The sequence below is a fragment of the Streptomyces sp. NPDC003635 genome, assembly GCF_053587635.1.
On sequence record NZ_JBSFOK010000004.1, the window covers coordinates 30,761 to 43,826 of the forward strand.

General features: G+C 72.1%; 11 protein-coding genes. 8 read left to right on the top strand and 3 right to left on the bottom strand.

The window, feature by feature from the left end; all coding sequences use genetic code 11:
- The first annotated feature begins 45 nt into the window (after positions 1-45).
- Together sucC and sucD are read left to right on the top strand one after the other, a co-directional pair.
- Positions 46-1,227: an ADP-forming succinate--CoA ligase subunit beta gene (sucC, locus tag ACWDRW_RS05415; protein WP_451720454.1), complete on the top strand. Its 1,182-nt coding sequence runs from the start codon at positions 46-48 to the stop codon at positions 1,225-1,227.
- A 27-nt stretch (positions 1,228-1,254) separates the two neighbouring features.
- On the top strand, positions 1,255-2,139 hold the full coding sequence (sucD, locus tag ACWDRW_RS05420) for a succinate--CoA ligase subunit alpha (RefSeq protein WP_451720457.1): 885 nt from the start codon (positions 1,255-1,257) through the stop codon (positions 2,137-2,139).
- Between the two features lie 70 nt (positions 2,140-2,209).
- On the opposite strand, the gene ACWDRW_RS05425 is transcribed toward sucD, so the two are convergent.
- Positions 2,210-3,343: a helix-turn-helix domain-containing protein gene (locus tag ACWDRW_RS05425; protein WP_451720460.1), complete on the bottom strand. Its 1,134-nt coding sequence runs from the start codon at positions 3,341-3,343 to the stop codon at positions 2,210-2,212.
- 96 nt (positions 3,344-3,439) lie between these two features.
- On the opposite strand from ACWDRW_RS05425, the gene ACWDRW_RS05430 reads away from it, so the two are divergent.
- Positions 3,440-5,023: a cell division protein PerM gene (locus tag ACWDRW_RS05430; protein ID WP_451720463.1), complete on the top strand. Its 1,584-nt coding sequence runs from the start codon at positions 3,440-3,442 to the stop codon at positions 5,021-5,023.
- 110 nt (positions 5,024-5,133) lie between these two features.
- Here the strand turns inward: ACWDRW_RS05430 and ACWDRW_RS05435 are convergent, their stop codons facing one another.
- Complete coding sequence (locus ACWDRW_RS05435; protein WP_451720466.1) at positions 5,134-5,979, bottom strand: hypothetical protein; 846 nt, start codon at positions 5,977-5,979, stop codon at positions 5,134-5,136.
- Between the two features lie 296 nt (positions 5,980-6,275).
- Here ACWDRW_RS05435 and purN point away from each other — a divergent pair, with 296 nt between their 5' ends.
- A complete protein-coding gene (purN, locus tag ACWDRW_RS05440) occupies positions 6,276-6,893 on the top strand; it encodes a phosphoribosylglycinamide formyltransferase (protein ID WP_451720468.1) in 618 nt (205 codons plus the stop codon).
- Positions 6,890-8,455, top strand: coding sequence for a bifunctional phosphoribosylaminoimidazolecarboxamide formyltransferase/IMP cyclohydrolase (purH, locus tag ACWDRW_RS05445; RefSeq protein WP_451720471.1), 1,566 nt, complete (start codon positions 6,890-6,892; stop codon positions 8,453-8,455). The genes purN and purH overlap by 4 nt, the downstream gene beginning before the upstream one ends.
- Before the next feature lie 110 nt (positions 8,456-8,565).
- Here the strand turns inward: purH and ACWDRW_RS05450 are convergent, their stop codons facing one another.
- Entirely contained in the window at positions 8,566-9,162 is a 597-nt protein-coding gene (locus tag ACWDRW_RS05450) for a hypothetical protein (protein WP_451720474.1), read from the bottom strand.
- A gap of 275 nt (positions 9,163-9,437) precedes the next feature.
- On the opposite strand from ACWDRW_RS05450, the gene ACWDRW_RS05455 reads away from it, so the two are divergent.
- From ACWDRW_RS05455 to ACWDRW_RS05465, 3 genes are all read left to right on the top strand, one after another.
- A complete protein-coding gene (locus ACWDRW_RS05455; protein ID WP_451720477.1) occupies positions 9,438-10,295 on the top strand; it encodes a bifunctional methylenetetrahydrofolate dehydrogenase/methenyltetrahydrofolate cyclohydrolase in 858 nt (285 codons plus the stop codon).
- On the top strand, positions 10,282-10,926 hold the full coding sequence (locus ACWDRW_RS05460) for a DUF3017 domain-containing protein (RefSeq protein ID WP_451720480.1): 645 nt from the start codon (positions 10,282-10,284) through the stop codon (positions 10,924-10,926). The genes ACWDRW_RS05455 and ACWDRW_RS05460 overlap by 14 nt, the downstream gene beginning before the upstream one ends.
- 608 nt (positions 10,927-11,534) lie before the next feature.
- Positions 11,535-12,803, top strand: coding sequence for a DUF2690 domain-containing protein (locus tag ACWDRW_RS05465; RefSeq protein ID WP_451720483.1), 1,269 nt, complete (start codon positions 11,535-11,537; stop codon positions 12,801-12,803).
- The last annotated feature ends 263 nt before the right edge of the window (positions 12,804-13,066 follow it).

Consider the following 13,066-nt stretch of genomic DNA (forward strand, 5'->3'; position numbering starts at 1 on the left):
CACGCATCCAACGAACCGCGAGATCACTGATAGGGACGGAAGCGCGTGGACCTGTTCGAGTACCAGGCGAGGGACCTCTTCGCCAAGCACGATGTACCGGTGCTGGCCGGTGAAGTCATCGACACGCCTGAGGCGGCCCGCGCAGCCACTGAGCGCCTCGGTGGCAAGTCCGTCGTCAAGGCCCAGGTGAAGGTCGGCGGCCGCGGCAAGGCCGGTGGCGTGAAGCTCGCCGCCACGGTCGACGAGGCCGTCGAGCATGCGAACAACATCCTCGGCATGGACATCAAGGGCCACACGGTCCACAAGGTGATGATCGCCGAGACGGCCCCGGAGATCCTGGAGGAGTACTACGTCTCCTTCCTCCTCGACCGTGCCAACCGCACCTTCCTCTCCATCGCCTCCGTCGAGGGCGGCATGGAGATCGAGGAGGTGGCGGCCACCCGTCCGGAGGCCGTCGCCAAGACGCCGATCGACCCGATCGACGGCGTGACCGAGGAGAAGGCCCGCGAGATCGTCGAGGCCGCGAAGTTCCCGGCCGAGGTCGCCGACAAGGTCGTGAACGTCCTCGTCAAGCTGTGGGACACCTTCATCAAGGAGGACGCCCTCCTGGTCGAGGTCAACCCGCTGGCGAAGGTCGCCTCCGGCGAGGTCATCGCCCTCGACGGCAAGGTGTCGCTCGACGACAACGCCGAGTTCCGTCACCCCGACTTCGAGGAGCTCCACGACAAGGCCGCGGCCAACCCGCTCGAGGCCGCCGCCAAGGAGAAGAACCTCAACTACGTCAAGCTCGACGGTGAGGTCGGCATCATCGGCAACGGCGCGGGTCTCGTCATGAGCACCCTGGACGTCGTCGCGTACGCCGGTGAGAACCACGGCAACGTCAAGCCGGCCAACTTCCTGGACATCGGCGGTGGCGCCTCCGCCCAGGTCATGGCCAACGGCCTCGAGATCATCCTCGGCGACCCGGACGTCAAGTCCGTCTTCGTCAACGTCTTCGGTGGCATCACCGCCTGTGACGAGGTCGCCAACGGCATCGTCCAGGCCCTGCAGCTCCTCGAGGACCGTGGCGAGAACGTCACCAAGCCGCTGGTCGTCCGCCTCGACGGCAACAACGCCGAGCTGGGCCGACAGATCCTCACCGACGCCAACCACCCGCTGGTCCAGCGCGTCGACACCATGGACGGCGCGGCCGACAAGGCCGCCGAGCTGGCCCACGCCGCCAAGTAAGCACTCAGGACGAGGACAGAACACACCATGGCTATCTGGCTCAACAAGGACAGCAAGGTCATCGTCCAGGGCATGACCGGCGCCACCGGCATGAAGCACACCAAGCTCATGCTCGGCGACGGCACCACCGTCGTGGGCGGCGTGAACCCGCGCAAGGCGGGCACCTCCGTGGACTTCGACGGCACCGAGGTACCCGTCTTCGGGACCGTGAAGGAGGCCATCGAGGCCACCGGTGCCAACGTCTCCGTCATCTTCGTGCCGGAGAAGTTCACCAAGGACGCGGTCGTCGAGGCCATCGACGCCGAGATCCCGCTGGCCGTCGTGATCACCGAGGGCATCGCCGTGCACGACACGGCGTCCTTCTGGGCGTACGCCGGCAAGAAGGGCAACAAGACCCGGATCATCGGCCCGAACTGCCCCGGCATCATCACCCCGGGTCAGTCGAACGTCGGCATCATCCCGGGCGACATCACCAAGCCGGGCCGTATCGGCCTGGTCTCGAAGTCCGGCACGCTGACGTACCAGATGATGTACGAGCTGCGGGACATCGGCTTCTCGACCGCCGTCGGCATCGGTGGCGACCCGATCATCGGCACCACGCACATCGACGCCCTGGCCGCGTTCCAGGACGACCCCGACACCGACCTGATCGTGATGATCGGTGAGATCGGTGGCGACGCCGAGGAGCGCGCGGCCGCGTTCATCAAGGAGAACGTGACCAAGCCGGTCGTCGGCTACGTCGCGGGCTTCACCGCCCCCGAGGGCAAGACCATGGGTCACGCGGGCGCCATCGTCTCCGGTTCGTCGGGCACCGCCCAGGCGAAGAAGGAGGCCCTGGAGGCCGCGGGCGTCAAGGTCGGCAAGACCCCGACGGAGACGGCGAAGCTGGCGCGGGAGATCCTCTCCGCCTGAGCCGTCCCGGCCGCCTGACCGATCGTCGACGGGCCCGCCCCCCACACGGGGAAGCGGGCCCGTCGGCGTGCTAGCGGGCCTGCGGCACCAGCCGCTCCGGGCCGCTCGCCGTCTCCTCCCTCAGCTTCACGCGCAGCTCCTGCTCCGACTCCGACAGCGGACCCGGGGCCACCCGCGGGGGCACCCCCTGCACGGTCTCGCCCGGGGGCACCGGGGGCTCGTACCGGGTCGGGGCCGTGCGGAGCGTGAGGGCGGTCGTGCCGATCAGGGCGACCGTGAAGGCGATGGCGGCCCGGGTCCAGAAGCTGGCCCGGCGCTCGCTGCCGGTCCGTACCGTCGGCGGCTTGGCGGCGCGCAGCCGCTCCGCCGCGGCCACCTCGGCGAGACGCCGGTGGAGCTCGGCCGGATCCGCCAGCTCCGGCAGCCGTTCGGCCACGGCCTCACGGGCGTGCACGAGCCGGTTCGCCGCGGCCGGCGTGCTCGCCTCGGTCTCCGCCGCCATCTCCGGCAGATCGAGGCCGACACCGTCGTAGAGCAGCAGCGTGCGCCGGTACGGCGGCGGCAGGGTCAGGAGTACGTCCAGCAGGGCGCGGTCGGAGGCGTCGGCGGGCGGGGGCTCGGGGTGCCGGTAGCGGGGGCGGAAGCGGTGCCAGGGGGAGAGGGCGTACTCGTACGCCGTCGCTCGCACCCAGCCCGCCGGGTCCCGGTCGACGGCCACCTCGGGCCAGCGCTGCCAGGCGAGTTGGAAGGCCCGCTCCACCGACTCCCGCGCCAGCTCCCGACGCCCGGTGAGCAGATAGGCCTGTCGTACGAGGGCGGGGGCGCAGAACGCGTACAGCGCGTCGAAGGCCTGAGCGGGCGTCAGATCGTCGGGGGTCCGGGCGGACACCGGCTCGGGAGGGAGCGCGAGCACGTCGCGCGCGGGCTCGGCCGACTGCGTTCGTACGGGGATCTCGACGGCCTCCGTGTCCGGCTCGGCCGGGGCTTCCTGACCCGTCGTCGGCCTGCTCAGCTCGCTCAGCAACCGTGCGTACGCCACCCTCTTCCGGCCGCGCGGAGTCGTACGGCCGGTCTCCCAGGCGCGGACCGTCTCCCGGGTGACGCCGATCCGCGCCGCGACCTGAGCCTGCGTCAACGACTGTGCCTCGCGCAGGCGTCGGCGTTCCTTGGGCGGGGGAAGCGGAGTTGCAGGGCTCTGCGTCACAGGGCGCCCCTTCGTACGAAAAAGTACATAAATGTATATTGGGCGACACGGCGGGGGTTCGCCTGTTACGACGGCAAAGCGCGTGTCGTTGGGAGCATGGCGGGCGTGATCCAGATGACCGCTCGTCGATCGCCGTTGTCGTCCCTGCTCACCCGGTTGCGCGACCGATCGCCCGGACTGGCCGCGAGCCTCCTGGGTGGTGCGGTGGCCGCGGGGCTCGGTCTTGGCTCGTTCGCCGTCCTGGTGATGGTGCTGTGGATCAGTTCGCCGTATCCGGACAGCGGGCCCGGGGGTGCGCTGCATGTGGCGGCGGCGCTGTGGCTGCTGGCGCACGGCGTCGAACTGGTCCGCGCCGACACCCTGTCCGGGGTCCCCGCGCCGGTGGGCGTCACGCCGTTGCTGCTGGTCGTGCTGCCCGTGTGGCTGGTGCACCGGGCCGCGCGGGACGCGGTGGAGGGGGAGGAGGCCGTGGTCTCCGGCCGCACCGCCTGGGCGGGCGTCGTGCTCGGCTATCTCGCGGTGGGCGCGGCCGCGGCGGTGTACGCGGCGGGCGGGGTGCTGCGGCCGGACTGGGCATGGACAGGGGTGTGCGTGCCGCTCGTCGCGGTGCCGGCGGCGGGGGCGGGGGTGTGGACGGCGTACGGCCGGCCGCGGGACGCGGTGGACGAGGCGCTGATCCTGATGCCCGCGGGGGTGCGGCGGCTGTTCGTCGGGCCGGAGGCGAGGGGGCGTCTGGACGCGGCGGCGCGGGCGGCCGGGGCCGGTGTGGCCGTGCTGGTCGGGGGCGGATCGTTGCTGCTGGCGGTGTCGCTGGTCTGGCACGGGGGTGCGGCGCGCAGCTCGTTCCTCCAGCTCACGGAGGGGATGTCCGGGCAGTTCGCGGTGCTGCTGCTCTGTCTGGCGCTGATGCCCAACGCGGCGGTGTGGGGCACGGCGTACGCCCTGGGCCCCGGCTTCTCCCTGGGCACAGGCCACGTCGTAGGTCCCCTGGCCTCCTCACCGGCCGCGCTGCTCCCCCCGTTCCCCTTGCTGGCAGCGGTCCCGGCCCCGGGCCCCGGAACAGCGCTCCACTGGGCGGTGGGGGCGATTCCGGTGGCGGCCGGGGTGACGGTGGGGTGGTTCGTGGGGCGGGGGAGCGTAGGTGAGGGGGTCTGGTCCCGGCGGCGGACGGCTGGGGTTGCCCTGTTGGCGGCGTCGTTGTGCGCGGTGGTGACGGCGGGGCTCGCCGGGATGGCGGGTGGGCCGCTGGGGGCGGCGGCGCTCGCGGGGTTCGGGCCGGTGTGGTGGCAGGTGGGGGCGGCGGCGTGGGTGTGGGGCGCGGTGGTGGGGGTGCCGGTGGCGGTGGGGGTGCGGGGTTGGCGGCGCCGGGGGAGGGGCGGCGAGCGGGGGCCGGGGGGCGGGAGGCCGAGGGTCGCGAAGCCCAGGGCGGGGGAGGAACGGGACGCCGGACGGAGCTGGTTCGCGCGGAAGGCGGGGAAGGAGGGGACGGCTTCGCAGGAGGAGCGGAAGCCGTCCTACGACACCGAGTCCTTCGAGCCGTACGACGTCCTGCCCACGGAGCCGGAGCCGGACGCCGCACCGAAGCTGACGCCTTGGCCCACCGACGACCCGACCCGCGAGGCCCGCTGGGCGGCGCTCCGGGAGGCCTCCGGTCAGGGGGACGCCCCCGAGACGCCGTGAGTTCTCCGCTCCCGCCGCCCCTGCCCGTCCCGCCCTCCGAGGGCTGCCGCCCTTCGACCGCGCTGCCAAGGCGCTCCGCTCACGGGCTGGACGCGTGCGCCCCGGTGACGTCAGCTGTTGGCGCCCAGTACTCCCCGCAGCCCCTCCGGCAGGAGGTCTTCGCAGGACTGCTTCGCCTCGTTGGTGAGGGCGTCGTTCGTGCAGGTGTAGTAGTCGCTGTACACCAGCTTCGCCGTGAAGCCCGCCGCCACCAGGACGATGGCCAGGGACGCGGTGACCAGGCCGCTGATCGCCGCCGTCGTCTGGGGGCGGCCGGTCGGCTGCGGGGCCGGGGTGTCGGGGTCGGGGGTGCGGGGCTTGGCGCGGAGGGCGCTGATGCCCCAGTACAGAGCCAGCGCGCCGAGCAGTAGAGCGACGTACGGCCAGCTGAACAGTGCGAAGAAGAAGGCCCACATACCGCACAGCAGGGCGTACCGCGCGCGGCGCTGGGCCGGGTCCGTCGGATCCCAGCGGGTGTTCGTGCCGGGGCTGTTGCCGCCCCCGCCGCCGCTCGGGGTCTCGGGCCCCGCGCCGGGGCGCTCGCCGAAGTTCCCGGAGGACCGGCCGGGCTGGCGGTCGCTCCACTGGCTGCCCCAGGGTGAACCCCCGTCGCCGCCCTCACTGTCACCCGAGCCCGACCCGGAGGCCGGTCGACGCGGCTGCCACGGACGGTCGGGCGTGCCCTCCGGCGGCGGAGCGAACGGGTTGTCATCCCCGGGCCGGGCCGGCCGGGAGGCGCCCGGCTGGGACGACCCGGCGCTGTCCCCGCCCCGCTCGTCGCCGTCGTTGCCGTTGTCGCCGCCCGACGGCGCGTCCGGCGGCGAGGCGGGCCGCTCGCGCAGCAGCACGCCGTGGCGCTCCCCTCCCTGCACCGACTGCGGGGGGAGCGTGAGGAGTCGCAGGCTGCGGTCCGGCATCAAGTGAGCGTCTTCCCCTTGGTGAGTACGGCTGTCTCTTACGAGTGCGACCAGGTCCGTCACTTTGCAGAACGCTCCGCCCTCGGACGGCGTTCCCGACCCGGCCCCTCCCAGACGCTACCTTCCGGCCACGCCCCCGTCCCGTGGGGGCCGCCCGGTGTGCCGGTATCGTTGCTGACGGTCGGCCGCTTCGTAGGCTTCCCCGTATCCGGGGGCCCGAAGCATTCGTACGAACGTACAGAGTCGCGAGCGTACCCGGCCACCGTACCGACGTACCCCCGAGAAAGGCCCTCACCGTGGCTGCCAAGCGCCTAGTCGTGCTGGTCTCCGGATCCGGCACCAACCTCCAGGCGCTGCTCGACGCCATCACCGCCGAGGGCACCGAAGCGTACGGCGCCGAGATCGTGGCGGTCGGCGCCGACCGCGACGGCATCGAGGGCCTGGCCCGCGCCGAGCGCGCCGGCATCCCGACCTTCGTACGAAAGGTCAAGGACTACGGCACCCGCGAGGAGTGGGACGCCGCGCTGGCCGAGGCCGTCGCCGCCCACCGGCCCGACCTCGTCGTCTCCGCCGGGTTCATGAAAATCGTCGGCAAGGAATTCCTCGCGCGGTTCGGCGGGCGGTTCGTCAACACCCACCCCGCTCTCCTCCCCAGTTTTCCCGGCGCCCACGGCGTCCGTGACGCGCTCGCGTACGGCGCCCGGGTCACCGGCTGCACCGTCCACTTCGTCGACGACGGCGTCGACACCGGACCGATCATCGCCCAGGGCGTGGTGGAGGTCCGGGACGAGGACGACGAGAGCGCTCTGCACGAGCGCATCAAGGAAGTCGAGCGCAGGCTGCTCGTCGAGGTCGTGGGGCGGCTCGCCCGCAACGGCTATCGCATTGAGGGACGAAAGGTAGTTATCCAGTGACCGCCGAGAGCAACCAGCGGCCCATCCGTCGCGCACTGGTCAGCGTCTACGACAAGACCGGGCTCGAGGAGCTCGCCCGCGGGCTCCACGAGGCGGGCGTCGAACTCGTCTCCACCGGGTCCACCGCCTCCCGGATCGCCGCCGCCGGCGTCCCCGTCACCAAGGTCGAGGAGCTCACCGGCTTCCCCGAGTGCCTGGACGGCCGCGTCAAGACGCTGCACCCGAAGGTCCACGCCGGCATCCTCGCCGACCTGCGGCTCGACAGCCACCGGCAGCAGCTCGACGAGCTGGGTGTGGCGCCGTTCGACCTGGTCGTCGTGAACCTCTACCCGTTCCGCGAGACCGTCGCCTCGGGCGCGTCGCCTGACGAGTGCGTCGAGCAGATCGACATCGGCGGTCCGTCGATGGTCCGCGCCGCCGCCAAGAACCACCCGTCCGTCGCGGTCGTCACCAGCCCCGAGCGGTACGCCGACGTCCTGGCCGCGGTCAAGGAGGGTGGCTTCGACCTGGCCGCCCGCAAGCGGTTCGCGGCGGAGGCCTTCCAGCACACGGCGGCGTACGACGTCGCGGTGGCGAGCTGGTTCGCCGACGAGTACGCCCCCGTCGACGACTCCCGCTTCCCCGACTTCCTCGGCGCCACCTGGGAGCGCGAGAGCACCCTCCGTTACGGCGAGAACCCGCACCAGCCGGCCGCGCTGTACGTGGACGGCACCGGGGGCGGTCTGGCCCGCGCCGAGCAGCTGCACGGCAAGGAGATGTCGTACAACAACTACACGGACACGGACGCCGCCCGCCGTGCCGCGTACGACCACGACGAGCCGGCCGTCGCGATCATCAAGCACGCCAACCCCTGCGGCATCGCGGTCGGCGCGGACGTCGCCGAGGCGCACCGCAAGGCGCACGCCTGCGACCCGCTGTCGGCGTTCGGCGGAGTGATCGCCGTCAACCGTCCGGTGTCGAAGGAGATGGCGGAGCAGGTCGCGGAGATCTTCACCGAGGTCATCGTCGCGCCGGACTACGAGGAGGGGGCGCTGGAGGCCCTCACCAAGAAGAAGAACATCCGTGTGCTGCGCTGTCCCGAGGCTCCGGCCGCCCCGGTCGAGGTCAAGGCGATCGACGGCGGCGCGCTGCTCCAGGTGACCGACCGACTCCAGGCCGAGGGTGACGACCCGGCGAACTGGACCCTGGCCACGGGCGAGGCCCTGTCGGCCGACGAGCTGGCCGAGCTGTCCTTCGCCTGGAAGGCCTGCCGGGCGGTGAAGTCCAACGCCATCCTGCTCGCCAAGGACGGCGCCTCGGTGGGTGTCGGCATGGGCCAGGTCAACCGGGTGGACTCCTGCAAGCTGGCGGTGGAGCGGGCCGGTGCGGAGCGCGCCCGCGGCTCGTACGTCGCCTCGGACGCCTTCTTCCCCTTCCCGGACAACATCGACGTCCTGGGCGAGGCCGGCGTCAAGGCGATCGTCCAGCCGGGCGGCTCGGTCCGCGACGAGCAGGTGGTCGAGGCCGCGAAGAAGGCCGGGATCACGATGTACTTCACGGGGACGCGGCACTTCTTCCACTGACCCGCAAGGCGACTGAACGCGGCACGGGTGCCCCGCTTTCGTGGGGCACCCGTGCCGCGTTCAGGTGCAACCGCCTGACGAAGCCCTGGATCAGGACTGGCGCGAGGCGGTCAGAACCGCGGGCGCTGGAACCACTGCGCGCTGGCCCGCTTGGCCGCGAACACGATCAGCAGGATCGCGACCGCGATGATCAGCAGCCCGATGCCCCACGCGGCGATCATGAAGATGCCGGTGACGATCGCGAACGAGCCGTAGACGATGGAGCAGACCCGGACGCCGTTGCCGCCCTTGGCGTACTGGAGCAGCAGCGCGAGGCCGAGCAGCGCGAAGATGCTCGCGAGGCCGATGAAGAAGACGAGGATGCCCTTGCCGAGGTCGGCGATGGCCTCGGCCTGCGAGTTACCGCTGAGGTCGGCCTCCGCCACGATCTCGTCCCACTCGGTCAGGCTGTAGCCGTACAGCCCGGCGATGACCGCGTGCGCCAGCACGATGATGCCGAGCATGATCTGCGCGGCGCGCGTGATGCCGGGCATCTGGACCGGGCCGGCCGGCGGGTAGCCGTAGCCCTGCATCGGAGGAGCGGACGGGTAGGCCCCGTACTGCGGCGGGGTCCCGGGCGGGGCCTGCTGCGGGTAGCCGTAACCGGGGGCCGGGGGCTGCTGCTGGGGCGGGGGCCCGTACGGGCTGTTCGGGTCGCCGAAACTCATGGCGGTGTTCCTCCGTGTGACCGAAAGGTGCGGGGACGTCGAGCGGCACGGTTCGGAGGAAGGTTCAACAGATGCGGTTCGTCCCCCCGGTACTGCCCGCGGCACTGTGGCGACAATCGTTCTTCAGTGGCCGGTTCGTTGTCCAGCCGCAATCCCTATGTGTTGTGCAAGTGCAACCTCGCTGATCATGGGCACGACCCCGACGCGGATACGGCCGGACCGGCGGCCGGGACCCGGATTGGAACCGGGACCCCGTCATCCGCGAGGATGGGCCCATGACCGCCCAGATTCTCGATGGCAAGGCCACCGCAGCCGCGATCAAGTCCGATCTGACCGCCCGCGTGGCGGCGCTGAAGGAGAAGGGCGTCACGCCCGGCCTCGGCACGATCCTGGTCGGGGAGGACCCCGGCAGCCAGAAGTACGTCGCCGGCAAGCACCGCGACTGCGCCCAGGTCGGCATCGCCTCCATCCAGCGCGAACTGCCCGCCACCGCCACGCAGGAGGAGATCGAGGCGGTCGTCCGCGAGCTGAACGAGGACCCGGCCTGCACCGGCTACATCGTCCAACTGCCGCTCCCCAAGGGCATCGACGAGAACCGCATCCTCGAACTGATGGACCCGGACAAGGACGCCGACGGCCTGCACCCGATGAACCTCGGCCGCCTGGTCCTGAACGAGCCGGCCCCCCTGCCCTGCACCCCCAACGGCGTGCTCACCCTGCTGCGCCGCTACGGCGTGGAGATCAAGGGCGCCGAGGTCGTGGTCGTGGGCCGTGGCGTGACCATCGGCCGCCCGATGCCCCTGCTGCTCACCCGGCGCAGCGAGAACGCCACGGTGACCCAGTGCCACACGGGGACGCGGGATCTGTCGTCGCACCTCAAGCGCGCCGACATCATCATCGCCGCCGCCGGTTCCGCCCACCTGATCCGCCCCGAGGACGTCAAGCCGGGGGCGGCCGTCCTCGACGTCGGTGTCTCGCGCAGCGCCGAGGGCAGGATCGTGGGCGACGTCGACCCGGGCGTGGCGGAGGTGGCGGGCTGGATCTCCCCGAACCCCGGCGGCGTCGGCCCGATGACCCGGGCCCAGCTGCTGGTCAACGTGGTCGAGGCGGCGGAGCGCAGTGTCGCCCGATAACCAGGAGAACGCGGCGGTGGACCCGGCCGAGGCGCGGGAGAGGGCCGGTGCGGCGGACGCGGGGGCGCGGGACGCCGCCCCCGGGCTGAGTCGTGACGCCGCCGAGGGGCGGGATGCCGTGGGGTCCCGTGACGCCGCCGACGTGTCCGACGAGATCGAGACGCGGGACCCTGTCAGCGCCCTCGACGAGATCGAGGTGCGGGACCCCATCAGCGCGCCCGACGCCGAGGGCCGGCCGCGCCGTGCGACCCGCCGCTTCCCGCTGTTCACGCGGGACACGGCCCGTCCCGAGGGCGGCGGCCGGGCGGCCCCCGGGGACGCCCCGGCGCCGGCCCGGCAGTGGCCGATCCTGCTGGTGCTGGTCCTGGTCGGCCTGGGTCTGCTGCTGACCGCCCTGGACACCTTCCGCGTCGGCACGCTGCTGATCGGTGTCGCGCTGCTGCTCGGCGGGGCGCTGCGCTGGCTGCTGCCCGACGTCGGCATGCTCGCGGTCCGCTCCCGCTTCACCGACATCGTCACGTACGGCGTGCTCGGCACGGCGATCGCCCTGCTGGCGCTGATGGTGCAGCCGGACCCGTGGCTGGAGATCCCCTTCCTGAAGGACACCCTGCACTTCACGGTCAGCAACTGAGACGCGCGTACGACGACGGCCCGTCCTCTCCCCCGAGTAAGGACGGGCCGCCGTCGTCTTCACCTTCGTGCACCGGGAAGGGCCTGTTCAACGACTGTCAGTGCGCTGTGGCACAGCGGTGACCGTTCCGGAACGTCGGGAACCGAAGCGACATCGCGGGCCGTCATCCGAGTCGTCCGGTTCGGCCTCCCGCCGGGCCGGGCTCGCCCGATCCGTACCGGAGGCAGGGCGGTGATGCTGGGGTGAACAGGCCGGATTCGCGTGCCCTGAGTGACCGTACATGTGCGTTCTGTGTGGCGATGTGTTGACAAGTTTGCGGATTTGGAAGGAAGTCGTTCGACAGTCGGGCTAGCGTGGCCAATCGGGACGGTCCGGGACGTCCTGCACGGCTGTCAGCGCTTGCCGCGGGGGGAGAGCGGCCGCAGGGGAACGGGCGGTGGGAGACTGGACCGCGGCCCGGTGGGCGTGCGACCGTGCATGCCCACGGCCCCCTTGCTCCCGTGCGCCCCCACCCGGGGACCTGAGATCCTGACTGGGCGACACGCGCGGGGGAAGAGACAGCACGGACCGGGGGGAAGAGGGGGGAAGCAATGCCTCGTTGGAGGGCCTTGCCGGATGAACTGGATCCGCAGGTCAGGGAGTTCGCCAGCCAGCTGCGCCGGCTGGTGGACCGCAGTGGACTGAGCGTCGCGGCGGTCGCCGACCGGACGGGCTACAGCAAGACGTCCTGGGAGCGGTATCTGAACGGGCGGCTGCTGGCGCCCAAGGGTGCGATCGTCGCACTCGCCGAGGTGACCGGGACCAATCCGATTCACCTCACCACCATGTGGGAGCTGGCCGAGCGGGCGTGGAGCCGTTCGGAGATGCGGCACGACATGACCATGGAGGCGATCCGGATCTCCCAGGCGCGCGCCGCGCTCGGGGAGTTCGGCGCGCCTCCGGCGAACGCCAAGGGCGGCAGGACGGCCCGCAAGAGCGGCAGCGCGACGGCGACGCCGGGCATCGCGGGACCGGCGGGAGTGGCCCCCACGGTGCCGCCGCAGTCGACGGGACCGGGGGCGGGGACCGTCCGGGACTCGGGCGCGATCCGGGACTCCGGTGCGGTCCGGGATGCGGGTGCGGTCCGGGACTCCGGTGCTGTTCGGGACGCGGCGGAGGAGTCGGCGTCGTCGTCGGGCGGCAACTCGTGGGGCGTCGCGGGCTACCGGGGTCCGTCGAGGGCGGGCGCGAGCGGCACGGGCGGAAGCGGGATCGGCGGAACGGGCGGCGGTACGAGGCCTTCGGCGCCCTCCGCCTCCTCCGCTCCCTCCACCCCCTCCGCTCCTTCCTACGGCGAACCGCCGCGGACGCCGCGGCCGGGCGCCGGGCCCTCGGGCGAGGGCAGGGGCAAGCGGCGGCTGACGATGTTCCTCGCGGGCGTCGTGGGCGTGCTGGTCGTGGTCGCGGCGGCCTTCTTCCTGACGGACCGGGGCGACGGCAAAGAGAACGAGGGCGGTGCGAAGTCCCCGTCGCCGACGGTGACGACGGACCAGAACCTCCCGCCCGGGGTGAAGTGCAGCGGGGACTCGTGCACGGGCAAGGACGCCGAGAGCATGGGCTGCAGCGGCGACCTGGTGACCACGGCCAAGACGGCCACCGTCGGCACCGCGGTCGTGGAGGTCCGCTACAGCGAGACCTGCAATGCGGCCTGGGGTCGCGTCACGCAGGCGGCGGAGGGCGACGAGGTCCGGGTGACGGTCGGCAAGACGGAACAGACCGGAAAGATCACGGTCACCGGCGACACCATCGCGTACACCCCGATGGTCGCGGTCAAGGACGCGGGCGACGCCACGGCGTGCGTGACCCTGGCGGCGGGCGAAGAGGGCTGCACGCAGTAGGAGCGCGGCTGAGTGGGGGTGCGGTCGTCGACCGGCGCGGCGGGGGTGAAAGAAATCCCCCCGCCGCAGGAATAGTTCCGGCCGACGCGGGCACGCGCTCCGTACCCCCACGGGAGTCCGGCACCCCGGTACCCCCACCAGGCGGCCGCCCAGGTCCTTCCCTCTCCCGGATCGGGCGGCCGCCCCTTTTTCGGGGGTCTGTGGGGTGGGCCACACCGACCTGGACGTCCGGCATCCCGGATGCGCGATAGCCTGACCGCTGG

Coding starts and splice junctions, on each gene's coding strand:
- sucD (WP_451720457.1), top strand. CDS start 1,255: ATGGCTATCTGGCTCAACAAGGACAGCAAGGTCATCGTCCAGGGCATG.
- ACWDRW_RS05430 (WP_451720463.1), top strand. CDS start 3,440: ATGGCGGGCGTGATCCAGATGACCGCTCGTCGATCGCCGTTGTCGTCC.
- ACWDRW_RS05435 (WP_451720466.1), bottom strand. CDS start 5,979: ATGCCGGACCGCAGCCTGCGACTCCTCACGCTCCCCCCGCAGTCGGTG.
- ACWDRW_RS05450 (WP_451720474.1), bottom strand. CDS start 9,162: ATGAGTTTCGGCGACCCGAACAGCCCGTACGGGCCCCCGCCCCAGCAG.
- ACWDRW_RS05455 (WP_451720477.1), top strand. CDS start 9,438: ATGACCGCCCAGATTCTCGATGGCAAGGCCACCGCAGCCGCGATCAAG.